The sequence below is a fragment of the Pseudomonas oryzicola genome (assembly GCF_014269185.2).
Taxonomy (GTDB): domain Bacteria; phylum Pseudomonadota; class Gammaproteobacteria; order Pseudomonadales; family Pseudomonadaceae; genus Aquipseudomonas; species Aquipseudomonas oryzicola.
This window is the reverse complement of record NZ_JABWRZ020000001.1, coordinates 3331606-3357127: the sequence shown is the minus strand read 5'-3', so window position 1 is coordinate 3357127 and position 25522 is coordinate 3331606. Positions and strand designations below refer to the sequence as shown.

The 25522-nt window shown below is 63.6% G+C and carries 26 protein-coding genes; 10 read left to right on the top strand and 16 right to left on the bottom strand.

Annotated elements, in window-relative coordinates; all coding sequences use genetic code 11:
- Positions 1-41 precede the first annotated feature (41 nt).
- Positions 42-1358, bottom strand: a complete 1317-nt coding sequence (locus HU760_RS15415) for a PQQ-binding-like beta-propeller repeat protein (RefSeq protein ID WP_186675583.1) — start codon at positions 1356-1358, stop codon at positions 42-44.
- Between the two features lie 205 nt (positions 1359-1563).
- Between HU760_RS15415 and HU760_RS15410 the strand changes: the two genes are divergently transcribed.
- The gene (locus tag HU760_RS15410) at positions 1564-2778 is read left to right on the top strand and encodes a sugar transporter (protein ID WP_186675580.1); all 1215 of its coding nucleotides are present in this window, start codon (positions 1564-1566) and stop codon (positions 2776-2778) included.
- Between the two features lie 16 nt (positions 2779-2794).
- On the opposite strand, the gene HU760_RS15405 is transcribed toward HU760_RS15410, so the two are convergent.
- The 3 genes from HU760_RS15405 to HU760_RS15395 are packed head-to-tail and all read right to left on the bottom strand — an operon-like array spanning position 2795 to position 5232.
- On the bottom strand, positions 2795-3379 hold the full coding sequence (locus tag HU760_RS15405; RefSeq protein WP_186675577.1) for a LysE family translocator: 585 nt from the start codon (positions 3377-3379) through the stop codon (positions 2795-2797).
- 50 nt (positions 3380-3429) lie between these two features.
- Positions 3430-4260, bottom strand: a complete 831-nt coding sequence (locus tag HU760_RS15400) for an AraC family transcriptional regulator (protein ID WP_186675575.1) — start codon at positions 4258-4260, stop codon at positions 3430-3432.
- 48 nt (positions 4261-4308) lie between these two features.
- The gene (locus HU760_RS15395; RefSeq protein WP_186675573.1) at positions 4309-5232 is read right to left on the bottom strand and encodes a LysR family transcriptional regulator; all 924 of its coding nucleotides are present in this window, start codon (positions 5230-5232) and stop codon (positions 4309-4311) included.
- Positions 5233-5336: 104 nt separating this feature from the next.
- Here HU760_RS15395 and nfsB point away from each other — a divergent pair, with 104 nt between their 5' ends.
- From nfsB to HU760_RS15380, 3 genes are all read left to right on the top strand, one after another.
- Positions 5337-5990 (top strand): oxygen-insensitive NAD(P)H nitroreductase, encoded by a 654-nt coding sequence (gene nfsB / locus HU760_RS15390; RefSeq protein ID WP_186675570.1) that lies wholly within the window; start codon positions 5337-5339, stop codon positions 5988-5990.
- Between the two features lie 128 nt (positions 5991-6118).
- On the top strand, positions 6119-6568 hold the full coding sequence (locus tag HU760_RS15385) for an Xre family toxin-antitoxin system antitoxin (protein WP_186675567.1): 450 nt from the start codon (positions 6119-6121) through the stop codon (positions 6566-6568).
- Positions 6565-7002 (top strand): RES family NAD+ phosphorylase, encoded by a 438-nt coding sequence (locus HU760_RS15380; protein ID WP_186675564.1) that lies wholly within the window; start codon positions 6565-6567, stop codon positions 7000-7002. Before HU760_RS15385 ends, HU760_RS15380 begins: the two co-directional genes overlap by 4 nt.
- Before the next feature lie 7 nt (positions 7003-7009).
- Here HU760_RS15380 and HU760_RS15375 read toward each other — a convergent pair whose 3' ends face one another.
- Both HU760_RS15375 and HU760_RS15370 read right to left on the bottom strand, forming a co-directional pair.
- Positions 7010-8164: a cysteine desulfurase family protein gene (locus HU760_RS15375; protein ID WP_186675561.1), complete on the bottom strand. Its 1155-nt coding sequence runs from the start codon at positions 8162-8164 to the stop codon at positions 7010-7012.
- 194 nt (positions 8165-8358) lie between these two features.
- Positions 8359-9285 (bottom strand): LysR family transcriptional regulator, encoded by a 927-nt coding sequence (locus HU760_RS15370; RefSeq protein WP_186675550.1) that lies wholly within the window; start codon positions 9283-9285, stop codon positions 8359-8361.
- 139 nt (positions 9286-9424) lie between these two features.
- Between HU760_RS15370 and HU760_RS15365 the strand changes: the two genes are divergently transcribed.
- Positions 9425-10654, top strand: coding sequence for an acyl-CoA dehydrogenase (locus HU760_RS15365; RefSeq protein WP_186675548.1), 1230 nt, complete (start codon positions 9425-9427; stop codon positions 10652-10654).
- 63 nt (positions 10655-10717) lie between these two features.
- On the opposite strand, the gene HU760_RS15360 is transcribed toward HU760_RS15365, so the two are convergent.
- Entirely contained in the window at positions 10718-11512 is a 795-nt protein-coding gene (locus tag HU760_RS15360) for an OBAP family protein (RefSeq protein ID WP_186675546.1), read from the bottom strand.
- 171 nt (positions 11513-11683) lie between these two features.
- Between HU760_RS15360 and HU760_RS15355 the strand changes: the two genes are divergently transcribed.
- From HU760_RS15355 to HU760_RS15345, 3 genes are all read left to right on the top strand, one after another.
- Positions 11684-12052 carry a histone-like nucleoid-structuring protein, MvaT/MvaU family gene (locus HU760_RS15355; protein WP_186675935.1) on the top strand — a complete coding sequence of 123 codons (369 nt, stop codon included), beginning with the start codon at positions 11684-11686 and terminating at the stop codon, positions 12050-12052.
- Positions 12053-12192: 140 nt separating this feature from the next.
- Entirely contained in the window at positions 12193-13593 is a 1401-nt protein-coding gene (locus tag HU760_RS15350; RefSeq protein WP_186675544.1) for a PAAR domain-containing protein, read from the top strand.
- On the top strand, positions 13586-13975 hold the full coding sequence (locus HU760_RS15345; protein ID WP_186675541.1) for a hypothetical protein: 390 nt from the start codon (positions 13586-13588) through the stop codon (positions 13973-13975). The genes HU760_RS15350 and HU760_RS15345 overlap by 8 nt, the downstream gene beginning before the upstream one ends.
- A 7-nt stretch (positions 13976-13982) precedes the next feature.
- On the opposite strand, the gene HU760_RS15340 is transcribed toward HU760_RS15345, so the two are convergent.
- From HU760_RS15340 to ribBA, 7 genes are all read right to left on the bottom strand, one after another.
- A complete protein-coding gene (locus HU760_RS15340) occupies positions 13983-15047 on the bottom strand; it encodes a TerC family protein (RefSeq protein ID WP_186675539.1) in 1065 nt (354 codons plus the stop codon).
- Positions 15048-15227: 180 nt separating this feature from the next.
- On the bottom strand, positions 15228-16529 hold the full coding sequence (locus HU760_RS15335) for a substrate-binding domain-containing protein (protein WP_186675536.1): 1302 nt from the start codon (positions 16527-16529) through the stop codon (positions 15228-15230).
- A 122-nt stretch (positions 16530-16651) separates the two neighbouring features.
- The gene (locus HU760_RS15330) at positions 16652-17800 is read right to left on the bottom strand and encodes an ABC transporter ATP-binding protein (protein WP_186675533.1); all 1149 of its coding nucleotides are present in this window, start codon (positions 17798-17800) and stop codon (positions 16652-16654) included.
- Between the two features lie 19 nt (positions 17801-17819).
- Positions 17820-18629 carry an ABC transporter permease gene (locus tag HU760_RS15325; protein ID WP_170029338.1) on the bottom strand — a complete coding sequence of 270 codons (810 nt, stop codon included), beginning with the start codon at positions 18627-18629 and terminating at the stop codon, positions 17820-17822.
- 5 nt (positions 18630-18634) lie between these two features.
- Positions 18635-19552, bottom strand: coding sequence for an ABC transporter permease (locus tag HU760_RS15320; protein WP_186675530.1), 918 nt, complete (start codon positions 19550-19552; stop codon positions 18635-18637).
- Positions 19549-20574 (bottom strand): polyamine ABC transporter substrate-binding protein, encoded by a 1026-nt coding sequence (locus tag HU760_RS15315; protein ID WP_186675526.1) that lies wholly within the window; start codon positions 20572-20574, stop codon positions 19549-19551. The genes HU760_RS15320 and HU760_RS15315 overlap by 4 nt, the downstream gene beginning before the upstream one ends.
- Positions 20575-20821: 247 nt before the next feature.
- Positions 20822-21943, bottom strand: a complete 1122-nt coding sequence (gene ribBA / locus HU760_RS15310; protein WP_186675522.1) for a bifunctional 3,4-dihydroxy-2-butanone-4-phosphate synthase/GTP cyclohydrolase II — start codon at positions 21941-21943, stop codon at positions 20822-20824.
- A gap of 78 nt (positions 21944-22021) precedes the next feature.
- Here ribBA and HU760_RS15305 point away from each other — a divergent pair, with 78 nt between their 5' ends.
- Positions 22022-22315, top strand: a complete 294-nt coding sequence (locus HU760_RS15305) for a DUF1330 domain-containing protein (protein ID WP_186675521.1) — start codon at positions 22022-22024, stop codon at positions 22313-22315.
- Positions 22316-22365: 50 nt separating this feature from the next.
- On the opposite strand, the gene HU760_RS15300 is transcribed toward HU760_RS15305, so the two are convergent.
- Together HU760_RS15300 and HU760_RS15295 are read right to left on the bottom strand one after the other, a co-directional pair.
- Positions 22366-23088: a pirin family protein gene (locus tag HU760_RS15300; protein WP_186675520.1), complete on the bottom strand. Its 723-nt coding sequence runs from the start codon at positions 23086-23088 to the stop codon at positions 22366-22368.
- A gap of 370 nt (positions 23089-23458) precedes the next feature.
- Positions 23459-24478 carry an alpha/beta hydrolase gene (locus HU760_RS15295; protein ID WP_186675519.1) on the bottom strand — a complete coding sequence of 340 codons (1020 nt, stop codon included), beginning with the start codon at positions 24476-24478 and terminating at the stop codon, positions 23459-23461.
- Between the two features lie 146 nt (positions 24479-24624).
- Here HU760_RS15295 and HU760_RS15290 point away from each other — a divergent pair, with 146 nt between their 5' ends.
- Entirely contained in the window at positions 24625-25509 is an 885-nt protein-coding gene (locus tag HU760_RS15290) for a LysR family transcriptional regulator (protein WP_186675518.1), read from the top strand.
- Positions 25510-25522 lie beyond the last annotated feature (13 nt).

Sequence of the window (25522 nt, the reverse complement as noted above, 5' to 3'; positions counted from 1 at the left end):
CCACAGGGCCAGTGCCGATGGAAGCGGGCCAGCGCGTGCGGTTACCAGGCCAGCGGCTTGTCCCAGCCTTTCCAGAACAACCAGCGCCGCACCTCGCCATGTGCTCCGGTGCCAATCTGCCAGGCTGGCCGCTGGCTATCCAGTGCAATCAGCGAAACGAACCCGGCATGGCTGGCCGCCACCAGCGTCCGCCCGTCGGCACTGATATCCATGGCACTGATGGTCGAGCCCAGGTAATGCTGCCAGTGCTCCACGCCATCTTCACCAAATGCCCGCAGGTAACCATAGGCATCCCCGACGATGTATTCGCCATCGCGCGCCACGGCGGCATATACCCGTGCACCGTCCTGCACCTGTGGGGTAAGCGGGTCCTGGCTGTAGTAATCGGTATCCAGCCCCGGCAGGTCGGCCACCCTGACCGCCAGTGTGGCACCGCTGTAGAAATGGCACGCGTTGAGTATCAGCTGGTCCCCTGTGCGGTTGAACAGGGCGAAGTGCGGGTATTCACTGGCAGGCCCGATTGTGGCTACGGGCCTGAGCTGGTCGTCCAGCACCAGGTGGCGGCTTCCCTGCTCACCGATCACGATCAAGCGGCCATCCGCCGACACCGCTCCGTGCTCCATGCTCAGCCCCAGGCTGATGTCGTCCGGGTCGCTGCCTTCGGCCAGTTCATCGAGTACCCGTGCTTGCTGCGGCAGCAGCCGGGTCGCGCCCTGGCTGGTAAGCAGGAAGATACCCTCGGCACTCACCAGCAATACCCGCTGGCCATCCGGGAAGGGGATCAGTGCGGTGGGGGTGGGCGGTAGCTCGAACGGCTCGAACGGGTAACCTGGCGGCAACCCCTCCAGCCCCGTTGGCCAGGCCAGCCGCTGCACCTGGCGACCGCCCCAGCCATCGGTCACGCGTACGCCTTCGGCATTGGCTAACGCGAAGTAGCGACGCCCAGGGCAGCGGCCGAAATGCTCGACACCAATCACCGGCGTTATCCCGAGGTCATCGATACGCACGACCTGGCCTTTTTCATAGGGCATGCCAATGCGCGCCAGCAGGCTGCCGTCATCCAGCAGCAGGAGGCTGCTGATAGCCTGGCCGTGGGTATCGAGCAACGGCACCAAGGGATGGTGCGCAGGCGGCCAGGCCTCGCGGAAGGCCCGGCGCTGCTGGTCATCGACGCCGGGGCGGTTGGCCGCCTGCAGGGCTGCCAGCCAGGCCTCCAGCAAGTGCTCGGTCGCGGCGGCCTGCGGTGCTTCGAGGTGGTCCCAGCCGTGCGCGCGGCCCTGCGTGACGTAGTCATTGACGGCCTGGGCATAGGCGGTGACTGCCTGCAGCCACTGCTGTTGGGGAAGTTGCTTGTCCATGCGTGGGAAAGGCTCCTGGTTGCACACGCGTCTCACATGAAGCGCGCATGGTACCCCTTCTGCCTGCCCCGCGGTTGTGAGGCCCGGATGTGACGCGTACCATGCCGGGCATTCCTTCCAATAACAAAGCGTACGTCGACACCGGTGCAACCGGGTGGCCGGCGCGCGGTCTGTTGCCTTGTCTGCGGAGAACCGGTTTCAACCCATGAATGGACCCATACCCACCCACATGCCCCCCACAGCAGGCAACGGCAGCTGGCTGAGCGTGATTGCCCTGGCCCTGGCGGCGTTCATCTTCAATACCACCGAGTTCGTCCCGGTGGCGCTGCTCAGCGACATCGGCCGCAGCTTCGCCATGAGCACCGCCCAGGTCGGCCTGATGCTGACCATCTACGCCTGGGTGGTGGCGCTGGCCTCGTTGCCGATGATGCTGCTGACCCGCAACATCGAGCGGCGGCGCCTGTTGCTGCTGGTGTTCCTGGTGTTCATTGTCAGCCACCTGCTGTCGTGGCTGGCACAGAGCTTTGCCATGTTGCTGGTCAGCCGTATCGGCATTGCCCTGGCGCATGCGGTGTTCTGGGCCATCACGGCCTCGCTGGCGGTGCGTGTGGCGCCGCCGGGCCAGCAGGCCAAGGCGCTGGGCCTGTTGGCTACGGGCACTACGCTGGCCATGGTCCTGGGTATCCCGCTGGGCCGTGTGGTGGGTGAGGCGTTGGGCTGGCGGGTGACTTTCCTGAGCATTGCTGGCGTGGCGCTGGCGACCATGTTGTGCCTGATGAAGTCGCTGCCACTGCTGCCCAGCCAGAACTCCGGCTCGTTGCGTAGCCTGCCGATCCTGTTCAAGCGCCCGGCGCTGATGATCACCTATGTGCTGGTGACGTTGGTGATTACCGCGCAGTTCACCGCCTACAGCTACATCGAACCGTTCGCCCTGCACGTGGCACAGATCGGCGGTGAACGCACCACCTTGCTATTGCTGCTGTTCGGTGGCGCCGGGGTATTCGGCTCGTTGCTGTTCAGCCGTTACAGCGATCGCTTCCCGCATGGCTTCCTGGTCGGTTCGATCGGCCTGCTGGCGGCCTGCCTGCTGCTACTGTTGCCGCTGTCGGGCAACTTCTACGTGTTCGCCGTGCTGAGCATGTTCTGGGGGGTGGCAATCCTCAGCTTCAGTCTGTCGCTGCAGTCCAAGACCCTGAAGCTGGCCTCCGATGCCACCGACGTGGCCATGGCGTTGTTCTCGGGTATCTACAACATCGGCATCGGCGGTGGCGCGTTACTGGGCAGTATCGTCAGCAGCCAGCTGGATGTAGCGGACATCGGCCTGGTAGGCGGTAGTGTGGCCGTGCTGGGCCTGCTGCTGGCCATTGCCAGCGGCAGGCGGTTCCGTGAGGCGCTGGGCGGGATGCCTGGGCATTCCTGAATGCGCCCCGGAAAGCTCAAACCAATACGCCAGCCCATGCAGCAATCAATAACATCCCGGCCAATACCTGGTTGAACAGCTGCCACCGCTGCGGCGCCTGCAACCACCGCGCGCTGCCTGCCCCCAGCAGCGCCCATGCCGTCATGCTCGGCAAGGCGATCAGCAGGAACACCAGCGCCAGTTGCCACACCGGTCGCGACGGTGCGGCAAATACCCCGATCACCGCCACGGCCATCAGCCACACCTTGGGGTTCACCACTTGCAACGCGGCCGCACTGAGCGCACTCAAACCTTGTACCGTGGCCGCCTGCAGCGGGGCGGCGGCACTGCGCAGCATCTTCCACGCCAGCCAGCTCAGCCACAGCACTCCGGCGCCGCTCATCAACTGCTGGGCCTGCGGGTGGCGCAGCAGCAGCTCACCCAGCCCCAGGCCGACCATCAGCACGATCGCGGCAGCTGCGCCACAGGCTGCCACGATCGGCGCCAGGCTCGCGCGCAGGCCGGCGCGGGCGCCATGGGCAAGGATCAACAGGTTGGTCGGCCCGGGGCTGATGCTGGACACCAGGGCGAACAGGATGAAAGGCAACAGCGACTGCGTCATGATCAAGGGCTCCGGATGAACGAAGCACCATGCTGGCTGGCTGCGGCCGTTCAGTCTGGAAGGTTTGAGCAGCGCTTGCGGTAGTCGGCCGGGGTCAGCCGGTAGGCGCGGCGGAACCAGCGCCCCAGGTGGCTCTGGTCGGCAAAGCCCAGGGCCATGGCCACCTCGGAGGGCGTCTGGCCCTCGGCGAGCAGGCGCCGCGCGCGGGCCAGGCGCAGCTGGATCAGGTAGGCGTGCGGCGCCAGGCCGTACGCGGCCTTGAACGCGCGCGTCAGGCGGAAGCGGTCGATGCCACAGGCCTGAGCCAGGTCTTCCAGGCCAATGTCGCGCCCCAGGTTGGCGTGCAGGTAATCCCGCGCCCGCTGTGCAGTCAGCGGCAGGCGCGGGTCGGGGTCGATGTGCCGGCGCCAGTGCAGATGGCGCGTCAGGCAGCCCAGCAGGTCGTCCATGGCCGTCTGGCGCACAATGCGCCAGTCCTGCTCGTGCACGGCGCGGAAGGCGAGGGCGGTGGCCCGGGCCAGGCGCGCGTCCTGGCACAGGGTATCGGCAAAGCTGGGCAGGCTGTCGCCTGGCACGTGCTCGAACAGCGCCCGCAGCTGCTGGTCGAGCCAGGCTGGCTGCAGGTACAGCGTCGAATAGGTGAAGCCTTCCGCAGTCGGTGCCAGGCCGTCGTGGATGTCGCCGGGCTCGAGCAGAAACACCTGCCCCGGTGTACTGCGATGGCGCACCCGGCGACAGTTGAACTGCTGCACACCCTGTTCGGTCACGCCGACCAGGAAGCTGTCGTGCCAGTGCGGGTCGTAGGCATGCCCGACGAAATGCGCGCGGACCGACTCGATGCCGGTATCGGCGTCCTGTCTAAGGTCGATCCAGTTACTCATTGGCGGCGTGCCCTGGCGGAAATCACTACCTTAGCGTAATGGCCTGGCTCAGTCTGGAACGATTGTGCAGCCGTTGCTCAGGGCCCGTGTGCGCAGGGCCTCGAAGCGTTCGCGCAGCCACAGATGCAATTGCCTGATGGCGGGCGTGAGTTGCTTGCGGTGCGGACATACCAGGGCGACCGGGGCAGCCTCACCGAGGTGCTCGGGCAGGATGATTTCCAGTTCGCCGGCTACCACGTTGGCGCTCACGTCCAGCCACGACTTGTAGACGATACCTTCGCCTTGCAGGGCCAGGCGGCGGATCACGTCGGCATCGTCGCTGACCAGCGGTCCGCGCACCTGCACGGTATGGCTGCCCACCCGCCATTTGTCGTAGACCCGGTTGTGCTGCATGTACAGCAGGCAGGCGTGCTGTTGCAGAGCTTCTGGTGTGAGCGGGCGGCCGTGGCGGGCCAGGTACTCGGGTGAAGCGACCAACACCCGGCGGTTCCAGTCGGCCAGCGGCAGGGCAATGTAGTTGGCGTCCTGGTTGAGGCCGTAGCGAATGGCCACGTCCACCGGGTCGCGGTTGAGGTCGGCGATCTGGTCGGACAGGAAGAAGCGCAGGTGCAGCGCCGGATGCTCGCGACGAAAGGCGCTCAGCCACGGCAGCAGCATGTTGCGGCCCAGGTCTGAAGGTGCCGACACCTGCAGGATGCCGCGCAGCACGCTGGAGTTGCCATGCAGGTCTTCGCGGCCCTGGCGCAGGCTTTCCAGCACATTCACCGCAGTCGGCAGATACAGCTCGCCTTCGGCTGTCAGGCGCAGGCTGCGGGTGGTGCGGGCGAACAGGCGTACATCAAGGTCGCGTTCCAGGCGCTTGATCGCGGCGGCCACCTGGCCGGGCAACAGGTCGGACTCGTGGGCGGCGGCAGTGAAACTGCCCAGCACGCTGCTGCGGACAAACAGTTCGAGGTCGGCGAGGCGCAGCATTTTCACTCCTAGAATTAAAGTGTTGTTACATTGTGCCGGTTTTTCTTTTTTGCGGGGAAGATAGGATTGCCGGCACATCCCCCGTTCGTTTCAGGAGTTGCTGCATGGATACCGTCTCGCTGGCCAAGCGCCGCTACACCACCAAAGCCTACGACGCCTCGCGCCGCATTCCCCAGGCCACTGTCGACGCTTTGCTCGAGCAACTGCGGCACAGCCCGTCTTCGGTCAATTCGCAGCCGTGGCATTTCATCGTTGCTGACACTGCCGAAGGCAAGGCCCGCCTGGCCAAGAGCACTGCGGAACGGTTTGCCTACAACTCGCCGAAGATCCTCGATGCGTCGCACGTGATCGTATTCTGTACCCGCACCGAGATGACCGAGGCCCACCTGAACGCCCTGCTCGAGCAGGAGGCAGCGGATGGGCGTTTCCGCGATGAGCAGGCGCGCGCCGCGCAGAACCAGAGCCGCCGGCACTACGTCGACCTGCACCGTTTTGACCAGAAAGACCTGCAGCACTGGATGGAAAAGCAGACCTACCTTGCATTCGGGACGGCCATGCTGGGGGCTGCAGCCCATGGCCTGGACGCGACACCGATCGAGGGCTTTGACAGCAAGATCCTCGATGCCGAACTGGGCTTGCGTGAACGCGGGTTCACCAGCGTGGTGATCCTCAGCCTGGGTTATCGCAGCGAGACGGATTTCAATGCCGGGCTGAACAAGTCGCGCCTGCCAGCTTCGCAGGTGTTCACCTTCCTGTGACATTTGCCGGGGCCGCTCTGCGGCCCGGCCATTTACCAAGGAGGTGCGCTCGACCGCTCGGCATCCTGGTTGGCAAGCGCCCGGCATATACCGCATACTTGTCGGCAAACGCCGGAAAGGAGCTTGCCATGCTTGCCGAAGTGCTTCGCGACAACGGTTACCACGAGTACCGGGCGCGCCTGCATGCGCTGCTGGAAATCCCCGAGCTTGCCAGTGATTTCGAGATCCACACGCGCATCACCCATGGTTTTGCCGCCACCTGGTTGGTAAAGCTGACCGAGCTCGGCGTGTTCACGCCAGTGGAGCGTGACCAGATCATTCCGCTACGCACCCTGAAGTCCCGCATCCAGCGTGACCAGCCGCTGACTGTCGAGGAAAGTGACCGGCTGTTCCGCTCGGCGCACATCACCGCCATGGCCGAAGCCGTGTTCGGCGACGCGGTCAAGGCCAAGCGCTGGCTGTCCAAGCCCAAGGAACGCTTTTCGGGGCTGACGCCGATGCAGATGCTCACCACCCAGCAAGGCACCACCCAGGTCGAGGAAATGCTGCTGCAGATCGCCGAAGGCTTTGGCTTGTGATCCTGTGGCGTATCAGCGCCTACGCGGACCTGAGCGGCACCGGCGGTTTGCGTGTCAGCGGCCGCTGGCACCAGGCTGGCCGGCCAGTGGTGTATGCCGCCACCAGCCCGGCCGGGGCCATGCTCGAGGTGCTGGTACACCTGGAGATCGACCCCGAGGATTTTCCCACTACCATGCGCTTGCTGCGCATCGAGTTGCCCGACACGGTTTCGCAAGCGCACCTGCCACCTTTGCAGCCCGGCTGGTCGACGCAGATCGAATTTACCCGGGGCCTGGGCAATCGTTTCCTCGATGACTGTTCGGCATTGCTGCTGCCGGTGCCCAGCGCGATCATGCCCAGAACTACCAATTACCTGTTCAACCCACGGCATCCGCAGGCGCACAGTGCCAGGCTCGAAGTCGAGGACTTCACCCCGGACAGCCGGCTGTTCTAGGGCGTGCCTACCAGAGCGCCGCCGCTGCCGCCGCCAGCACCCTGGCAAACACTTCGATCGCCTTGTCCACTTCAGCCGTGTTGCTGAAACGCCCGATGCTCAGGCGCACGCTATTGCGTGCCCGGCGTTCGTCCAGCCCCAGTGCCAGCAGCACGTGCGAGGCCGCATTGCTTGCCGAATTGCACGCGGAGGTGCTCGACAATGCCAGCTCGCTGGCCAGTGCTGCACTGTTGAAACGCGGGTTGTCGATGCACAGGTTCAGCAAATGCGGAATGCGCTGGTGGGCGCAGCCATTGAGGGTGACGCCAGGCAGCGCCAACAGGCCCTCGCGCAGGCGCCCGGCCAACTGCTCGAGGCGCTGGTACTCGCTATCACCGGGCTGGCCGGCCAGGGCAAAAGCGCTGCCCATGCCGACGATCTGGTGGGTTGCCAGGGTACCGGATCGCAGCCCCTGCTCATGCCCGCCGCCGTGCATCTGCGCGCACATCAGCGGGCGCGCGCGCGGCCCGACGTAGAGTGCACCGATACCTTTGGGGCCATATACCTTGTGCGCCGAAAACGACATCAGGTCCACGGCCATCACGCTCAGGTCGATGGCCAGTTTGCCCACCGCCTGCGCCGCGTCCACGTGCAGCAGGGCCCCGTGGGTGCGCACCTGTTCGCCAATCGTGGCGACGTCAGTGAGCGTACCCAGCTCGTTGTTGACCGCCATCAGCGACACCAGCCGAGTGTCGGCGCGCAACGCCGCCCGCACGGCTGCAGGCTGGATCAGGCCTGCAGCATCCGCTGCCAGGCGGGTGACGGCCCAGCCCTGGCGCTCCAGCTCGGCCACGGTGTCGAGCACGGCCTTGTGTTCCAGCTGGCTGGTGATCAGGTGCCCGGGCTTGCCGAGGCCTTGAGCGATGCCCTTGAGCGCCAGGTTGTTGGATTCGGTCGCACCTGAAGTCCAGACCAGTGCGTCAGCCTGCGCGCCGACGCGTTCGGCCACTTGCTGACGGGCCTGCTCGACAGCCTGACGGGCGGCCTGGCCGAAGGCGTGGCCAGTGGAGGCCGGGTTGCCGAAGTTGGCCTGGCTGCCGAGGCAGGCGAGCATGGTTTCGATGACCCGGTCGTCGACCGGAGTGGTGGCGGCGTAGTCGAAGTAGAGCGGGGCGCTAGGCATTGGGCGGGTCCGTGTCTGCTGCCGTGAAATCGGCGATCGTTGGAGCAAGCGTACCCGCCACTTCGGCGATGGTTTTCGCTTCTTGCGGCCTTTTTTCCAAATCATCGAACAGATAATTCTACCTGTTGATAAATTCGTAGAAAAATTTTCTCTCGGCTGCCTGCGGTTCACCCAAAGCCCAATGGGCTATCCCTTCAGGCCGCTGTCAGCGCCTTCTCTTCCTCGGCGACGACGCGTTCGCACAACTCGGTGATCTGTTCACGCATCCAGCGGTTGGCCGGGTCCTGGTCGGTGCTTTCATGCCAGTACAAGTGGGTCTCCAGTGCCGGCACTTCCACCGGCAGTGGCTGGTAGCGCAACTGATGACGGCGGGCGAAGCGCTCGGGGACGGTCATTGCCATGTCGGTCTGTTGCAGTACCTGCGAGGCCATCAGGTAATGCTGCGAACGCAAGGCAACCTTGCGTTGCACGCCCATCTTGCCCAGGGCCAGGTCGACATAGCCCAGGCCGTTGCGGCGGCTGGAGATATGGATATGGGTCATGCCCAGGTAGCTTTCGAGGGTCAGTTTGCTGTCTGCCAATGGGTGGCCCTGGCGCAGGGCGCAGACATAGCGATCCTGCATCAGCTTGACATGGCGGACTTGCGGGTCGGTATTCAATGGCGCGTCGATGGCGAAGTCCAGGCGGCCGGCGGCCAGTTCCTTGGTGGTCTCGCGGCGCTTGCACAGGAAGCTTTCGATCAGTACCGCCGGTGCCAGGCGGCGCAGGCGCTGGAACAGCGGCGGCAGGATGACCGCCTCGGTCAGGTCGGTCATGCTGATGCGGAAAGTCTTGTTGGCCTGTTGCGGGTTGAAGATGCGGCTTTCCTGCACCGAAGTGCGCAGCAGCGCCAGGGCGTTGCGCACCGGGCCGATGATGTTCTGCGCCATGGGCGTGGGCACCATGCCTTGCGCGGTGCGCACGAACAGCGGGTCGTTGAAGGTTTCGCGCAGCCGCGAAAGGGCGTTGGACACCGCCGGCTGGGTGATGCCGACAATCTGCCCGGCGCGGGTCAGGTTGGCTTCGGTGTAGATCGCATCGAACACGATGAACAGGTTGAGGTCGACCTTGCTGAGGTTCATGGGCGCCGCTCTTTGTTGGAATTATCGGCCGATCATATATCGGTTATGAATGTTTATACACGCGGAAAATAGACTAGGTGGATGGGGCAGGCTGCTCTAGGCTCTGCCCCATGTACTTTGAACCGTGAAGGTAGCCCCGATGGATTTCGCCTATTCGCCCAAGGTCCAGGCACTGCGTGAGCGCGTCAGCGCGTTCATGGACGCCCATGTCTACCCCGCCGAGGCGGTGTTCGAGCAGCAGGTCGCCGAGGGCGACCGCTGGCAGCCCACTGCGATCATGGAGGAACTCAAGGCCAGGGCCCGTGCCGAGGGGCTGTGGAACCTGTTTCTGCCTGAATCGGAATACGGTGCCGGGCTTGGCAACCTGGAATATGCCCCGCTGGCAGAGATCATGGGCCGCTCGTTGCTCGGGCCAGAGCCGTTCAACTGTTCGGCACCGGACACCGGTAACATGGAAGTGCTGGTGCGTTACGGCAGCGAAGCGCAGAAACGTCAGTGGCTGGAGCCGCTGTTGCGCGGCGAGATCCGTTCGGCATTCGCCATGACCGAACCAGACGTGGCCTCTTCGGACGCTACCAACATGGCGGCCACGGCTGTGCGTGACGGTGACGAATGGGTGATCAATGGCCGCAAGTGGTGGACCTCGGGCGCCTGCGATCCCCGCTGCAAAGTGATGATCTTCATGGGCCTGTCCGACCCGCAGGGGCCACGCCACCAGCAGCATTCGATGGTGCTGGTGCCCACCGATGCGCCCGGGGTGAAGATCGTTCGGCCGCTGCCGGTGTTCGGCTATGACGACGCGCCCCACGGCCATGCCGAAGTCCTCTTTGAAAACGTGCGGGTGCCGTACGAAAACGTCATCCTCGGCGAAGGCCGCGGCTTCGAAATTGCCCAGGGGCGTCTTGGCCCGGGCCGTATCCACCACTGCATGCGCTCGATCGGCATGGCCGAACGCGCATTGGAGCTGATGTGCAAACGCGCGGTGGAGCGCACCGCTTTCGGCCAGCCGCTGGCGCGCCTGGGCGGCAACGTCGACAAGATTGCCGACTCGCGCATGGAGATCGACATGGCCCGGCTGCTGACGCTGAAAGCGGCGTACATGATGGATACGGTCGGCAACAAGGTGGCGCGCAGCGAGATTGCACAGATCAAGGTGGTGGCGCCGAACGTGGCGTTGCAGGTGATCGACCGGGCGATCCAGATCCATGGCGGGGCTGGGGTGAGCGGCGACTTCCCGCTGGCCTACATGTATGCCATGCAGCGTACCCTGCGCCTGGCCGACGGGCCGGACGAGGTGCACCGGGCGGCGATTGGCAAGTATGAAATCGGCAAGCACATGCCGGTGCGCAAGGGGCACGGCGAGCAGTGATTCTGCCCGCCGGCGTCGAGCGCTTCGCGGCTACGCCTGCGCCATTGAAGCGGCGCAGCCAGGCTAGCGGCTGGAACGGCTGTTGGTGTTTTCCGGTGTCGCCCTGGTGGGGCGGTGCAGGTGGGCGCCGGTCGGGTCGACGATCTGGATCACATCGCCCCGTTGCCAGCCGTTGGCCTGCGGGTCTGGCGTGGGTACCCTGATGTCGGCCCGTTGCGCCTTGCTTTTGGCCGCATCGATACCCAGGCGCCGGTTGCGTTGCTCGACCATGGCAGGGTTGGCCTGGCCATCGGCGGTAAAGCCCATCATCAATTGCGGGACGCCGAGCGGCAGCGCCTTGTCCTGGTCGGTGTGCCAGGTATGCCAGGTTTTTCCATAGGTATGCGCCAGGCGCTGCATCAGCGCGTGCTCTGCCGGTGCGGGGATGCCTGGCGCAACCAACTGGCCAGACGATACTTCATGGCCATGGCTGTGCCACATGGCTTTCTCCTTTGCCGGCAAGTGGCTGAACAGCTTCTGGTCGATGATGTACTCGACACCCATGATCTTGGCACTACGGGTATTGCCGTCGTAGATCACGCACTGGATGGCATCCTCGCTCAGCACCGAGCAGTAATGGTGGGCTTCCATCTGGATGTCGGGGTGGCCATTGTAGAAGTGGAAGCCATCCAGATAGGCATTGAGCGCTTCGATGGGGGGCTTGTCCTGCAACAGCGCTGCGCCTGCCTCCAGCAGTTTGGTGGTTCCGGACTCGGCGTTTCCGGGTGCGTCGACCGGCGATACTGTTCGGGGCGTCGAGCAGCCCCAGAGGGCGAGACAGGCGGCTGAAAGGCCCAGGCAGCATGTGATGAACTTCATGTAATCGGTCTCCATGGGGTGTGGGCAGAAGACCGCCAGTTGCTGCATAACATTGAATTTACGGGACGGGCGGTACGGCTGGTGCAATGGCCTGGAACTTACTCCTTGGCCGGCTGCACTGATCTGTTGTCAACCCAGACAATCCAGGCCGTCCTGAGGAAGGTACCGCTAATGTCCCGTCTTGCAGAATTCCGCCAGCTGGAACAGAAACTGGCTGCTCAACTTGCCGAACTGGAAGCCATGAAAGGCAGCCCCGAACTGCAAAGAGAAATCGAGTTCGAAACCAAGCTGCGCAACTTGTTGGCCAAGTATGAGTTCAGCCTGCGCGACATCATCAGCCTGCTGGATCCGCAAGGCGGTCGGCGCCCGGCCCAGCCCGCCGTTGCGCCGAAAGCCAGGCGTCGCGCGCGCCAGGTGAAACAGTACAAGAACCCGCATACGGGGGAGGTGATCGAAACCAAGGGCGGCAACCACGCGAAGATGAAGGCCTGGAAAGCTGAACATGGCGCTGATGAAGTTGAGAACTGGCTGGTTCGTTAGCCTGCCCAGGCAGGTGAAGCCAGGCGAAACTGCAAGCTTGGCCAGCCCGTAGGAAACTTCTGATTTTTGACTCCCTGTCCTCGAAGCCCCCCTGCGGATGCTAGGTTTCCATCCCTGAACCGGGTACAGGGAACTTGTGGATGCGCGTCAATCTGGAGGGAAGAGGGCAGGCAGTCGATGGTGATGTCACCACTACGGGTGCTGTCTGTATTGCGACGAACGCCGGCTATCTCGCCGAGGGTCGAATGGTGCTTCGCGAAGGTGACCGCACCACGCCATGCCCGCTCTGCGGGCAGGTGGGCACTGTCGCCGAAGGCGTGGACCACTTTATTTCCGGCGGCCAGCGGGTGGCCGTGGACGGTGCGCTGGTGCTCTGTGGCTGCCCGCCGGGCAGTAATCGGGTTGTCGCACCGTTGCATGAGGCACCGCCGTCTACGCAGCCTGTTGCGGGCCGGGCCAATACCCACTTTGCCGAGCCGTCAAACGTCTTGTACCCCGAACACTTCTCCCAACCGGTAGTGGGGGCGTTGCCCGGTACGCTGGAGCCCGGGTTCTACGTAGTGCCACGGCGCATGTCGTTCGCGCAGGTGCTGCTGCAATTGGCCGAGCACGATGCCACGTTGCCAATCTCACGGCTGCAGCGGCTCAACCCGACGTTTGAACAGGGCTTCAAGGCAGGGGAAATCTTCGTCATCGGTGACCCTGACAACGGTAATGCCTGCACCCGTGAGGAAGGCCAGCTGATGGCGGCGGCCGAGCATGCACGCCGTGCGCTGGCAGTACTCGATTTCGCCGAAGCGGACTTCATGATGGAGCACCAGGCCGAAATCGCCGGCTTGCTCAGCAATGCCAGCCAGTCCATGGGCGTGGGCAAGGACATGCTGGAACAAGGGTTAAAGCAGGTCAGTAATACGCTGACCAGTATCGAGTTATTGCACCAGCGCGAGTTCATGCAGCATGGCCACCTGAACAGCCCGAGCTTCTTTGCCGAGCGGCGAAAGTTGCTGCAGCAACTGGATGGTCAGTTGAAGGCGGCGCTGCTTAACAAACAGCTTTACTTGGGCAGCTATGAGCGGCTGAAGAAAAGCTTGAATATTTCGACCAAGAGCCTTGTACACCATTGGTCGAAGGCTGGCGGGCCAGGGCAGATTCCGGGGTATGCAACACACTTGGACAAGGTGGCAAGGCTCAGCAAGTACCTTGAATATGGCGGGTATGCTGCGATTGGGTTGGGTGGGACTTCTTCTTATCTAAAAGTGCAGGAAGTGTGTCGGCCCGGTGAGACAGAGGAATGTAAAAAGATTCGGTTCACTGAAACGGGTAGCTTCGCTGGCGGTCTGGGGGGCGGCATGCTTGGCGCATGGGGAGGAGGTGCTGCTGCAACTGCCCTCTGCGGTGTCTTCGCGATAGGTACTGGTGGACTTGGCGTTCCGGTCTGCGGGATTGTCATTGTTGGCGCCGCTTCTGCGGCAGGCTCTACCGGCATTGGTGCACTAGGAGAGAAGTCTGGTGAAATGCTGTATGAGGTGACAAATGACTGACTTTGACAGTTGGCCGCCGCTATTTAAACTGGCATTCCTGATTGGGCCGTTTGCTATTGGGTTCTTAGGTCTTGCTATTAATGTGCAAATCGCGGTGTCTCGCGATTATAAAGTCGCGTTGTCCGCTATCACAAGCAACCCTTATCTGGAACAAATGAAGCCTGTTTGGGGGGGAGGAAGCCTGAGGTCTCGCTGTTTGTTGTTAAGTACGGTGAGCGCCTTGGTTGCGTTTCCCAAGTTGCACCTATATATGGGCTGGCTTGATGAGCAGGAGCTGAAGGACTTTCCGCCGTGCTTGAAGCGAAAGATGATTATTGCGTTGTGGATGATTCTTATTGCGCTGCTTTGGTCGTTGGTGGGTTACCTTATGATTAAAGGATAACGAAACCTCAGACCCGCATCTGCGGGTCTTCCTCTTTCTGCTCGATTGTACGATTGGAATTTGCAGGTTGTTCGACTGACTGATCTACGACAGCCACCTTCTCCCCCCGCGTCTTGACCAACGAAACCACCACCCCACCCAACAGCAACCCGAACGTCACCCCCAACGACAGCAACGCCGGCACCTTGCCCACCATGCCGTGGTAGAAAATCTTGCAGCCAATGAAGATCAGCACCATCGCCAGCGCGTACTTGAGATAAACGAACCGGTGCATCAGCGCCGCCAGCGCAAAATACAGCGAGCGCAACCCCAGGATGGCGAAGATGTTCGAGGTATAGACAATGAACGGGTCTTGGGTAATCGCGAAGATCGCTGGCACGCTATCGACGGCGAACACCAGGTCGGCCAGTTCGATCAGCACCAGCGCCAGGAACAGTGGGGTGGCATGGCGCAGCGCCTTGCTTTGGCCGGGCGGAGCAAGGCGTACGAAGAAATGCGCGCCGTGGATCTCCTCGGTGACCCGCATGTGCCGCCGCACGAACTTCAGGATCGGGTTGTTGGCCAGGTCCGGCCGGTGGTCTTCCTTCGACAGCGCCATCTTCACGCCGGTAAACAGCAGGAACGCGCCGAAGATGTACAACACCCAGGCAAAGTTCTGCACCAGCGCCGCGCCTACACCGATCATGATCGCCCGCAGCACGACTACGCCGAGGATGCCCCAGAACAGCACGCGGTGCTGGTAGCGGCGGGGGATGGCGAAATAGCTGAAGATCATCGCCATGACGAACACGTTGTCCATCGACAGCGACTGCTCGACCAGGAAACCGGTATAGAACTCCAGCGCCGGTTGTACGCCCAGGTAATACCAGACCCCGAGGCCGAACAGCACGCCGACGCTGAAATAGCCTGAATACAGCAACAGGCTTTCGCGCATTTCGATTTCCCGGTCGTGGCGATGCAGCACGCCAAGATCGAGCACCAGCAGGCCGACGACGATGGCCACGAACAGCAGCCACAACCAGGCGCTGGTACCGAGGAACGGGGTGGTGAGGACTGTGTGTAGAGCTGTCATGAGCCCCTCCTTGAATGTCGACGTTGCATGGCAACAGTGATCCGACATGGCGGCCTGGCAGCCGTCAGAGGGGCCCGGTATCACATGGTCTTGAGCCTAGACCTGATTGCCGGGGATGCCGAATGGGGAGCTGTTACATTTTTTTGCCGGGACCTGTACAGCGCCGAACCGCAGCGGCGGTCAGTTCACCCACACCTCGACCCGGCGGTTGCGCAGGCGGCCTTGCTCCCGTTCGTTCCCTGCCACCGGTAGTTCATCGCCCATGCCCATCACCTGCAGCACCTCGACACCATCGCGCGCCAGCTCGCGGCGCACCGCCTGGGCGCGCAGGCGGGAAAGCAGGGCGGCACGGCCGGGCGTTTCCTTGGGGTCGCCAAACCCCACCAGCACCGCCTTGCCGTTCAGCTTGCCGGCCTGGCGCAGGTACTCGGCCACTCGCTGCACATCGCGCAATGCCTTGGTGTCGAGGCTGGCGCTGCCCTCCTGGAAGCGGAAGTTCACGCTCAGCCGCTGCGCTTGCTGGGCCAGGGCGCGATAGCGTGGCGGCATGTCAGCCAGCGGCACCACAGGTTGGGCATTGATCTGCTGCGAGACGAAACCCTGCTGGGCGACGATCGCCTGGCCGGCCGGGCTCTGGGCGAAGTCTGCCAGGGCCTTGGCCTGCGGTTTCGGATTTGCCGGCAGGTAAAAGTACAGGCGCCGCGACAGTGGGTAGTCTTCGCTGGCCACCAGCGCGCGCTCGGGGAGCATCGCCGGCGCGTCACCTTCAGCCACCGCCAGCACCTTGGCCCGGTGCACGGCCGGCAGGCTGCTGAAGCCGATGGCCTGGCGGTCGGCGCTGACTCGCGCGGCCAGCTCATCGCTGGACTCGAAGCGCCTGGCCGTGGCCGACAACGTCCGATCCTGCGGTTCCAGCACCAGCGCCTTGAAGGTTTCGTAGGTGCCGGAGCGGTCGTCACGGGCGTAGAGATGGATGGTTCCACCGGCAATGCCCAGTTGCTCCCAGCGCTGTATCTGGCCGGAGAAGACCTCGGCCAGTTGTGCTGTAGTGAGTTGGGGTAGCGGGTTGTCGGGGTGGACGATGACCGCGACGCCATCGAGGCCGATCACCTGCTCGGCGGCGGCACTGCGCAGGTCGCCGAGTGCGCGCAGCTGGCCCGCTTCGCTGTCGTTGATCGGCCGCGAAGCGGCGGCCAGGTCGGCCTCGCCACGCCCCAGGGCGGTGAAGCCGGTACTTGAACCGTGGGCGGCGATATCGACGCGTATAGGCTGCCCTTTAGCATCACGCGCGGTGATCACGGTTTCATTGGCAAGTTGCCCGGGGTGCTGTTCGATCGCAGTAGCTTGCCGGGCGCGCAATTGCGCCTGGACCAACGCCGGCAGCAGCGCTGCGCCGATGGTGTTGGATCCTTGCACCCGCAGGTGCTCGGCGTGGGCCGTCAGCGGTAGCAGGGAAAGCAGCAAGACAAGCAGGCGGGGCATGCCGGTTAGCCCTGTGGCATAGAGTTGGCCGGCAGATTACGACAGTAGCGTGATGATAATGTGACAGTTGCCGGGCAATACTTGCGAAGCTGGCGATGGGCCGCGTAGCGGCCCCGGTTATTTCAATGCGCCCCGGCGGATTTGCTCAAGTCACTCTCGGCCCATTCGGTGTAGACGCAGGCATCCGCCACCGCCCAGCGCACCTTCACGGTATCGCCTGGCCGCATCGGCATGCCGGCAGCCGACAGTGCCTTCACGGTCAGCTCGGTGCCGCCCGCAGTGACCACATGGCAGGTCTGGCTTTCGCCCAGGAACAACACCTCGCCAACCTTGGCGCTGACCTCGTTCCAGCCCGCCGGCAGCGGCTCGCGTGCGGCCTGCTCGGTGGTGAGGGCCAGAGCCTTTTCCGGGCGCACCATGATCAGCACCTCCTGCGCGGCGGCCAGGCCCGGCGTCAGGCGGATCGCCACTGGCTGCCCTTCGAAGCTGCCTGCACCATTGCTGCTGGCCTTGATCCGCAGGAAGTTGGAGTTGCCGAGGAACGAGGCGACGAAGGCATTCGGCGGGTTCTGGTACAGGTCGTAACCGGTGCCCAGGCCGACGATCCTGCCATGGCTGAAAATGGCGATGCGCTGGGACAGGCGCATGGCTTCTTCCTGGTCGTGGGTGACGTAGACGATGGTGATGCCCAGGCGTCGGTGCAGCTGACGCAGTTCGTCCTGCAAGTCTTCACGCAGTTTCTTGTCCAGCGCGCCCAGCGGCTCGTCCATCAGCAGGATGCGTGGCTCGTACACCAGCGCCCGGGCGATCGCCACGCGTTGCTGCTGGCCGCCAGACATCTGCGACGGCTTGCGGTGGGCGAACTGCTCCAGCTGCACCAGCTTGAGCATGGCGTCGACGCGCTTGCTGGTCTCGGCGGCGCTCAGCTTGCGAATGGCCAGCGGAAAGCCGATGTTGTCGCGCACGTTCAGGTGCGGGAACAGCGAATAGCGCTGGAACACCATGCCGATGTCGCGCTTGTGCGGCGGCACGTTGACCAGCGACTGGCCGTCAACCAGGATTTCGCCGCTGCTGGGCGTTTCGAAACCGGCCAGCATCGACAGGGTGGTGGATTTGCCCGAACCGCTGGAGCCGAGAAAGGTGAGGAACTCGCCTTCCTGGATGTCCAGATCGAGGTTGTCGACGGCGGTGAAGTCGCCGTAATGCTTGTTCAGGCCGCGCAGGCTGACCAGGGTCTTGCCTGGCGCGGTTGCTTTGATCACTGCACTCATTGTTGTTTTCTCCGCGCGCTCAGGCGTTGACTTCGGTGCGCCGGCGCAAGGCGGCGGCAATGAACATGACAAGCAGCGACAGGCCGATCAGCAGGGTCGAGGCCACGGCAATGACCGGGCTGAGGTCCTGACGCAGGGTGGTCCACATCTTCACTGGCAGCGTCTGCAGGTCGGGGCTGGCCATCATCACGCTGAGCACTACTTCATCCCACGACACCAGGAAGGCGAACAGGCCGCCGGCGATCATGCCCGGGCGAATCGCCGGGAAGGTCACCTTGAAGATCGCCTGCAGCCGCGAGGCGCCGCAGATCACTGCGGCATCCTCGATCGACTGGTCGAACAGCTTCAGCGAGTTGATGATCGAGATGATGGTGAAGGGCAGGGCGACGATCACGTGGCTGACCACAAAGGCGAACAGCGTGCCGGTGTAGCCAAGCTTGAGGAACAGCGCGTACACCGCCACCGCGATGATCACCAGCGGCACGATCATCGGCATGGTGAACAGCCCGTACAGCAGCTCACGGCCAGGGAAACGGCCACGCACCAGGGCGAACGCAGTGGGCAGGCCCAGCAGCACGGCCGCCACGGTGGTCAGCAGCGCCACCTTGAGGCTGGCCAGCGCAGCGTCCATCCACTCCGGGTTGGAAAAGAACTGGCCATACCATTTGAAGGTCCAGCCCGGTGGCGGGAACACCAGCCACTGCGACGAGCCGAACGACAGCAGCACGATGAACACCACCGGCAGCAGCAGGAAGGCCGCGATCACCCCGGTGGTCAGGTACAGGCCGGTACGTAGCGGGCGGCCCATGGCATTGGGAGACAGGAGCATGGCGGTTACCTCGCGTTGCCGACCGGGGATTCCGGCTGCAGCTTCAGGTACAGGTAGAAGAGCACCAGCGTGATCACCACCAGCAGTGCGGCGGCGGCGCTGGCCAGGCCCCAGTTGAGGAAGGACTGCACCTGCTGGATGATGAATTCGGGCAGCATCATGTTCTGCGCACCCCCCAGCAGGGCGGGGGTGACGTAGTAACCGAGCGACATCACGAACACCATCAGCGCCCCGGAGAACAGCCCCGAGCGGCACAGTGGCAGAAACACCTTCCAGAAATTGGTCCACGGGCTGGCGCCGCAGATCGAGCCGGCCTGCAGCACCATCGGATCGATCGCGTGCATGGTGGCCTGCAGCGGCAGCACGATGAACGGGATCATGATGTAGCTCATGCCGATCACCACGCCGGTCAGGTTATGCACCATTTCCAGTGGCGTATCGATGATTCCCATGGCCATCAACGCCTTGTTGATCACCCCCGAACTCTGCAGCAGCACCAGCCAGGAATAGGTGCGTGCCAGCAGGCTGGTCCACATCGACAGCAGTACGATGTTCAGCAGCCAGCGGCCCCAGCCCTTGGGCACCAGGGTGATTGCCCAGGCCAGCGGGAAACCCAGCAGCACGCTGATCAGGGTGACCACGCCAGCCACCGAGAAGGTGTTGAACAGCACCCGCGCATAGGCCGAGTTGGCGAACAGCTGCTCGTAATTGCCCAGGCCCGGCGTCGGCTCCAGCACCCCGCGCAGCAACAGGCCGGCCAGTGGGGCGAAGAAGAACAGGCCAAGGAACAGCAGGGCCGGCAACAGATTGCGGCTGCCTTTCCAGCGCTGGCTCAGGCCGGTGCGGCGCGCGGTCGCGCCCGGTGCGCCGGTGCCCGTGGGGGCACCTTGCGCGCTATGCAGGGCGTTGATGGCGACTTTCATTTGACCAACCACTCATTCCAGCGGGCTGCGATGGCCTGGCCGTTCTTGGCCCAGTAGGCGAAGTCGAGGGTGACCTGGTCCTGGGCGTAGGCGGTGGGCAGGTTCTGTGCAAGGTCCTTGTCCAGCTTGGCCACGCTGTCGACGTTCACCGGCGCGTAGGCGGTCTTGTTGGCGAACTCGGCCTGGCCTTCGGCGCTGCTGGCGTTGGCCAGGAACTTCATGGCCGCATCCTTGTTCCTGGCACCTTTGGGCACCACGAGGAAGTCGGCCATGACCAGGTTCTGCTTCCAGCTCACGCCCACCGGCGCACCGTCCTGCTGCAGGGCGTAGACGCGGCCATTCCAGAACTGGCCGAGCGAAGCTTCACCTGAGGCGAGCAACTGCTGGGACTGGGCGCCACCACCCCACCAGACAATGTCTTGCTTGATGGTGTCGAGCTTCTTGAAAGCGCGGTCCAGGTCCAGCGGGTAGAGCTTGTCGGGGGCTACGCCATCGGCCAGCAGGGCCAGTTCCAGCACACCAGGGCTGGGCCATTTGTACAGGGCGCGTTTGCCGGGGTAGGTCTTGGTGTCGAACAGCGCGGTCCAGTCCAGTGGTTTGTTGGCGCCGAGCTTGCCTTCGTTGTAGCCGAGCACGAAGGAGAAGAAGAACGAACCGACACCGTGGTCGGAGACGAAGCGCGGGTCGATCTTGTCGCGCTTGATCTGAGTGAAGTCGAGGGGTTCGAGCAGGCCTTCGCTGGCAGCCCGCAGGGCGAAGTCGGCTTCGACGTCGACCACGTCCCACTGCACGTTGCCACTTTCGACCATGGCCTTGAGCTTGCCGTAGTCGGTGGGGCCGTCCTGGACCACCTTGATGCTGGTGGCCTTGGTGAAGGGTACGGCCCACGCTTCTTTCTGGGCGTCCTGGGTGGTACCGCCCCAACTGACGAAGTTCAGGCTGTCGGCCGCCTGGGCGGCCTGGCAGGCCAGGGTCAGCAGGCTGGCGGACAGCACTGCGGTTACACGTTTGCTCAACAGCATGGTTACGCCCTCGTTGCTTTTGTTATTCGAGGCGGGGCCTGTGTGGTGCGCCCGCCAATCGTGTTCGGGGAGCCGCTAAAACAAGGTGTCTGATGGCCGTTTGTAGTTGTAGGAGCCGGCCGGCAGAATTAAGGTCTACGGGATGTCATATTATGGTATTCCAAACTTTTGGCAAGAGGTATGGAGCTACCGGCCATCACTCCGTCCTCTACAAGCTGTCGCGAACCCGTGTAGGAGCGGCTGCGTATCAGCCCACCAGCCCAGGCTCGAAGGGGATGCTCTGCACTACTTCCAGCTCGTATCCGGCCAGCCCCGCATATTTCAGCGGCGGGCCCAGATGGCGCAGCTTGCCCACGCCCAGGTCCTGCAGAATCTGCGCCCCGGTGCCGACCTCGGAGTACACCTTCGATGGCCCTCGCTGGTAAGGCCGTACCGGGTGGGTGAGCTGCGGTACGCGCTCGAGCAAGGCCTGGGAGGACTCATGGTTGGCCAGGATCACCACCACACCTGCACCTTCCTCGGCCACCTTCTGCAGCGCCGCCCACAGCGTCCAGTTGGGCGGGCCGGCGTACTCGGCACCGACCAGGTCGCGCAGTGGGTCGATCACATGTACCCGCACCAGGGTTGGTTGTTCGCGGCGGATGTTGCCCATGACCATGGCCATGTGCACACCCCCTTCGATGCGGTCCTCATAGGTGACCAGGCGGAAGCTGCCATGCACGGTCGGCAGTTCGCGTTCGCCGATACGCTTGATGGTCTGTTCGGTACTCAGGCGATAGTGGATCAAGTCGGCGATGGTGCCGATCTTGATGCCATGCCGGGCGGCGAATACTTCCAGGTCGGGGCGGCGGGCCATGGTGCCGTCGTCGTTGAGCACTTCGACGATCACCGAAGCCGGGGTGAAGCCCGCCAGGCGCGCCAGGTCGCAGCCGGCTTCGGTATGCCCGGCGCGGGTCAGCACGCCGCCTTCGCGGGCGCGCAGGGGGAAGATGTGCCCCGGTTGCACCAGGTCCTCGGGGCGGGCGCCGGGGGCCATGGCTGCAGCCACGGTGCGCGCCCGATCGGCGGCGGAAATACCGGTGGTCACGCCGCTGGCTGCTTCGATCGACACGGTGAAGGCGGTGCTGAACACGCTGCCGTTGGCCGGTACCATCTGTTCCAGGCCCAGGCGCTGACAGTGTTCTTCGGTCAGGGTCAGGCAGATCAGGCCGCGCGCTTCGCGGGCCATGAAGTTGATGGCCTGGGCGTCGCAACGCTCGGCGGCGATCAGCAGGTCGCCTTCGTTTTCCCGGTCCTCGTCATCCACCAGCAGGACCATCTTGCCCTGCCGGTAATCGTCGAGTAGCTCCTCGATGGTGTTGAATGCCATGTTGCACGCTCACAGTGATAGGGTGATTATTATGGTATACCATCATACATAAATATCGCCGTAACAGGAGAGCAGCGCATGAAGGCCTACTGGATCGCCCATGTGGACGTGACCGACCCCGAGCAATACCAGCAGTACACCCAGCGCGCCCCGGCTGCCTTCCAGGCGTTCGGCGGTCGCTTCCTGGCCCGTGGCGGGCGCAGCGAGGCGATGGAAGGGCGGCCTACCCCTCAGCGTAGCGTGGTGATCGAGTTCGATTCGTACGAGCAGGCGTTGGCGTGCTACCGGTCGGCGCTGTACCAGGACGCGTGCAGCCATCGCCAGGGGGTGGCGCAAGCCGAGGTGATCATCGTCGAAGGGTTCGAGCCTTGAGTGCCTGATGCCCTCTTCGCGATTCAACCCGCGAAGAGGGCGGACCTGCGTCAAGGCATGCCAGGCAGCTCATGCGGCCGAAGGTCAAACACCAGTACCTCGGCACCCACCCCATGACTCAGCTCCAGCACCTGTTCCTGCCTTACCCGTACACCATCGCCTTCACCGAGCACCTGCCCATTCAGCGCGATGCTGCCCCGGGCCACGTGCACATAGGCATGGCGATGTTCCGGCAAGGTCAGCGTGGCGCGTTCGTCACCGTCGAACAACCCGGCATACACCCGCGCATCCTGGCGCACCTGCAATGACCCTTCGGCACCCTCCGGCGAAATGATCAGGCGCAGCTTGCCGCGCTTTTCCTCGGCGCTGAAGTGCTGCTGCTGGTAACGCGGCGTGGCGCCTTGCACGTTCGGCACGATCCAGATCTGCAGAAAGTGCACCGGCAGCACCTTGCTGTGGTTGAACTCGCTGTGCGCCACGCCATGGCCGGCGCTCATCAGTTGCACGTCGCCCGGGCGGATGACCGAGCCGGTGCCCAGGGTGTCCTTGTGCTCCAGCGCGCCTTCGAGCACGTAGGAGAAAATCTCCATGTCACGGTGCGGGTGCTGGCCGAAGCCCTTGCCGGCGATGACGCGGTCGTCGTTGATCACCAGCAGGTCGGAGAAACCTTGCTCGTCCGGGTTGCGGTAGTGGCCGAAGGAGAAGGTGTGGAAGGATTTCAGCCAGCCATGGAAGGCCAGGCCGCGGTCTTGAGCGTTGCGTACGGTAAGCATGGTGATTCTCCTTGATAAGCCTGATCCGCTGGGGCATCAGGCTGCTGATGGGAGAAGTTTAACTGTCAGCTTGTCTGTTAAAAATAAGCGCCTACGTGAATTACTGTCTCTTCTAGACTGACTATCTGGGCAGTGATGCGGAGGACAATACAACGTGTCCTGTAAGACTGTTCCTGTACCGTTCGGGCGCGATTTAACCTTGGGAAATCGCACTGCATCCGGGCCAAACCCAGATGACCAAGTATTGATATCTACATCGGTGCGGACGGTGCCATAGACAGCCGCACTGACAACAGACTCATCGAAGCCTGCGGGCCATTTCCGCAATAGCAGCAAAAGACCCGCCTGGGCGGGTCTTTTGCTCATCGACTCACTGCAGATGCACTTTGAGTTCGCTGCCCGCCTGCCTCATCGCCGCCTTCACCGCTGGCACCTGGCTCAACGGGTTCAACAACCCATAGTCATGAATCATCCCGTTGTAGCGCACCGACGTCACCGTCACACCTGCCGCATTCAACTTGCGGGCATACGCTTCACCTTCATCGCGCAGCACGTCGAACTCGGCCGTTTGCACCAGTGCCGGCGGCAGGCCCTTGAGCTGTTCGCTGCTGGCGCGCAGCGGCGAGGCGTAAATCTGCTCCCGTGCCTTGGCATCGGTGGTGTAGTTGTCCCAGAACCATTTCATCATCCCGGTGGTAAGGAAGTGCCCCTCGGCAAACTGCTTGTAGGAAGCCGTCTCGAAGCTGGCATCGGTGACCGGCCACAACAGCAGCTGGAAGCGCAGCGCCGGGGTACCGGCTTCTTTGGCCTTGAGCGCAACCACCGCCGCCATGTTGCCGCCGACGCTGTTGCCGGCCACGGCCAGGCGCTTGCCGTCCACGCCGATTTCCTTGCCATGCTCGGCCACCCAGCGGGTCGCGGCGTAGGCCTGGTTGATCGCGGTCGGGTAGTGCGCTTCCGGTGAAGGCGTGTAGTCGACGTAGACCGCCACCGCACCAGAGCCGACCACCAGGTCGCGGATCAGCCGCTGGTGGGTCGGGAAGTCACCGAGCACCCAGCCGCCGCCGTGGAAGAACATGAACACCGGCAACTCACCCTGCACATTGGCCGGGCGTACCACCTGCAGCCTGATCGACTGGCCATCGGCCTGGATGGTGTGTTGCTTCACCTCGACACCGGAGAGGTCGACCTTGACCGAAGCCTGGGCGCCGGTCAGCACGGCACGGGCGTCTTTCGCGCTGAGCTGTTCCAGTGGCTTGCCGCCACCTTGTTGCAACGCTTCGAGGAACGCCTGGGTGTGGCTTTCGACACCCGGGCTGCCGGCCGCGAAAGCGCTGGAAACGGACAGTGCCAGCAGGGAAGCGGTGAGGGTTTTGTGGACAATGTTCATGAGCGAATCCTTTTCTATGCAAGTGTTGGTAATGCGCGTTTTGCCTGGCCTGGAGGGCCATCGCTGCGACCTGTGCGTAGATTAGGGAGATGCACTGATGGGAAAAAGCCGCTATAAAGCGTTTGACTGTCATCAAGAGCGAGACAATGAACCCTTACGAAGACATGCGCATCTTTGCCCAAGTGATGGAGGCCGGCAGTTTCACTGCCGCTGCCGAGCGCCTGGGCATGTCCAAGCAGTCGGTCAGCCGGCGCCTCATGCAGCTTGAAGAGCGCCTGGGTGTGCGCCTGCTCAACCGCTCCACGCGGCGCCTGGACGCCACACCGCTGGGCCAGCACTACTACCAGTCGGCGCTGCGCCTGCTGGGTGAGGTGCAGCAGGTGGAGCACGACATCAGCGGCCAGGCCCAGGCCTTGCGTGGCACCTTGCGCCTGAGCGCGCCGCTGTCGTTCGCCATGGCCCACCTGGGCTGCCTGTTGACCGAATTCCTGCAGTTGCACCCGCAGGTGGATGTGGAAGTCGACTTGAGCGACCGTGCCGTGGACCTGATCGGCGAGGGGTATGACCTGGCGCTGCGGATTGGCGTGCTGGAGGACTCCAGCCTGATTGCGCGGCGTATTGCGGGTGTCGAGCGGGTTTACTGCGCAAGCCCGGCGTACCTGCAAGCGCGGGGTGTACCGAGCCGTCCCGACGAGCTGGCCGGGCACGACTGCCTGCCTTACGGGCATTCGCGGCAGGTGCAGTGGCAGTTTCGCCAGGGTGGCAAGGCCCAGGCGCTTCAGGTGACCGGGCGCATGCGGGCGAACAATGGCGAGTTGCTCAGAGATGCGGCGATTGCCGGGATGGGTGTGACTTACTTGCCAACCTTTATCGTTGGGCAGGCGTTGGCCGATGGGCGGCTGGTGACTGTGCTGGATGAGTGGCGGCCGCCGGCGTTGCAGCTGTCGGCAGTCTACCCGCAACACCGACAGGTGGCGCGGCCGGTACAGGGGTTTGTGGCCTTCCTGCGCGAGCGGTTGGTGCAGCTGTGACAAGCTGGAGAGC

Coding starts and splice junctions, on each gene's coding strand:
- HU760_RS15400 (WP_186675575.1), bottom strand. CDS start 4,260: ATGAGTAACTGGATCGACCTTAGACAGGACGCCGATACCGGCATCGAG.
- HU760_RS15295 (WP_186675519.1), bottom strand. CDS start 24,478: ATGAACATTGTCCACAAAACCCTCACCGCTTCCCTGCTGGCACTGTCC.
- HU760_RS15290 (WP_186675518.1), top strand. CDS start 24,625: ATGAACCCTTACGAAGACATGCGCATCTTTGCCCAAGTGATGGAGGCC.
- HU760_RS15405 (WP_186675577.1), bottom strand. CDS start 3,379: ATGACGCAGTCGCTGTTGCCTTTCATCCTGTTCGCCCTGGTGTCCAGC.
- HU760_RS15320 (WP_186675530.1), bottom strand. CDS start 19,552: ATGAAAGTCGCCATCAACGCCCTGCATAGCGCGCAAGGTGCCCCCACG.
- HU760_RS15300 (WP_186675520.1), bottom strand. CDS start 23,088: ATGCTTACCGTACGCAACGCTCAAGACCGCGGCCTGGCCTTCCATGGC.
- HU760_RS15360 (WP_186675546.1), bottom strand. CDS start 11,512: ATGAAGTTCATCACATGCTGCCTGGGCCTTTCAGCCGCCTGTCTCGCC.
- HU760_RS15355 (WP_186675935.1), top strand. CDS start 11,684: ATGTCCCGTCTTGCAGAATTCCGCCAGCTGGAACAGAAACTGGCTGCT.
- HU760_RS15370 (WP_186675550.1), bottom strand. CDS start 9,285: ATGAACCTCAGCAAGGTCGACCTCAACCTGTTCATCGTGTTCGATGCG.
- HU760_RS15375 (WP_186675561.1), bottom strand. CDS start 8,164: ATGCCTAGCGCCCCGCTCTACTTCGACTACGCCGCCACCACTCCGGTC.
- nfsB (WP_186675570.1), top strand. CDS start 5,337: ATGGATACCGTCTCGCTGGCCAAGCGCCGCTACACCACCAAAGCCTAC.
- HU760_RS15305 (WP_186675521.1), top strand. CDS start 22,022: ATGAAGGCCTACTGGATCGCCCATGTGGACGTGACCGACCCCGAGCAA.
- HU760_RS15410 (WP_186675580.1), top strand. CDS start 1,564: ATGAATGGACCCATACCCACCCACATGCCCCCCACAGCAGGCAACGGC.
- HU760_RS15330 (WP_186675533.1), bottom strand. CDS start 17,800: ATGAGTGCAGTGATCAAAGCAACCGCGCCAGGCAAGACCCTGGTCAGC.
- HU760_RS15415 (WP_186675583.1), bottom strand. CDS start 1,358: ATGGACAAGCAACTTCCCCAACAGCAGTGGCTGCAGGCAGTCACCGCC.
- HU760_RS15385 (WP_186675567.1), top strand. CDS start 6,119: ATGCTTGCCGAAGTGCTTCGCGACAACGGTTACCACGAGTACCGGGCG.
- ribBA (WP_186675522.1), bottom strand. CDS start 21,943: ATGGCATTCAACACCATCGAGGAGCTACTCGACGATTACCGGCAGGGC.
- HU760_RS15315 (WP_186675526.1), bottom strand. CDS start 20,574: ATGCTGTTGAGCAAACGTGTAACCGCAGTGCTGTCCGCCAGCCTGCTG.
- HU760_RS15335 (WP_186675536.1), bottom strand. CDS start 16,529: ATGCCCCGCCTGCTTGTCTTGCTGCTTTCCCTGCTACCGCTGACGGCC.
- HU760_RS15395 (WP_186675573.1), bottom strand. CDS start 5,232: ATGCTGCGCCTCGCCGACCTCGAACTGTTTGTCCGCAGCAGCGTGCTG.
- HU760_RS15365 (WP_186675548.1), top strand. CDS start 9,425: ATGGATTTCGCCTATTCGCCCAAGGTCCAGGCACTGCGTGAGCGCGTC.
- HU760_RS15345 (WP_186675541.1), top strand. CDS start 13,586: ATGACTGACTTTGACAGTTGGCCGCCGCTATTTAAACTGGCATTCCTG.
- HU760_RS15350 (WP_186675544.1), top strand. CDS start 12,193: ATGCGCGTCAATCTGGAGGGAAGAGGGCAGGCAGTCGATGGTGATGTC.
- HU760_RS15340 (WP_186675539.1), bottom strand. CDS start 15,047: ATGACAGCTCTACACACAGTCCTCACCACCCCGTTCCTCGGTACCAGC.
- HU760_RS15325 (WP_170029338.1), bottom strand. CDS start 18,629: ATGCTCCTGTCTCCCAATGCCATGGGCCGCCCGCTACGTACCGGCCTG.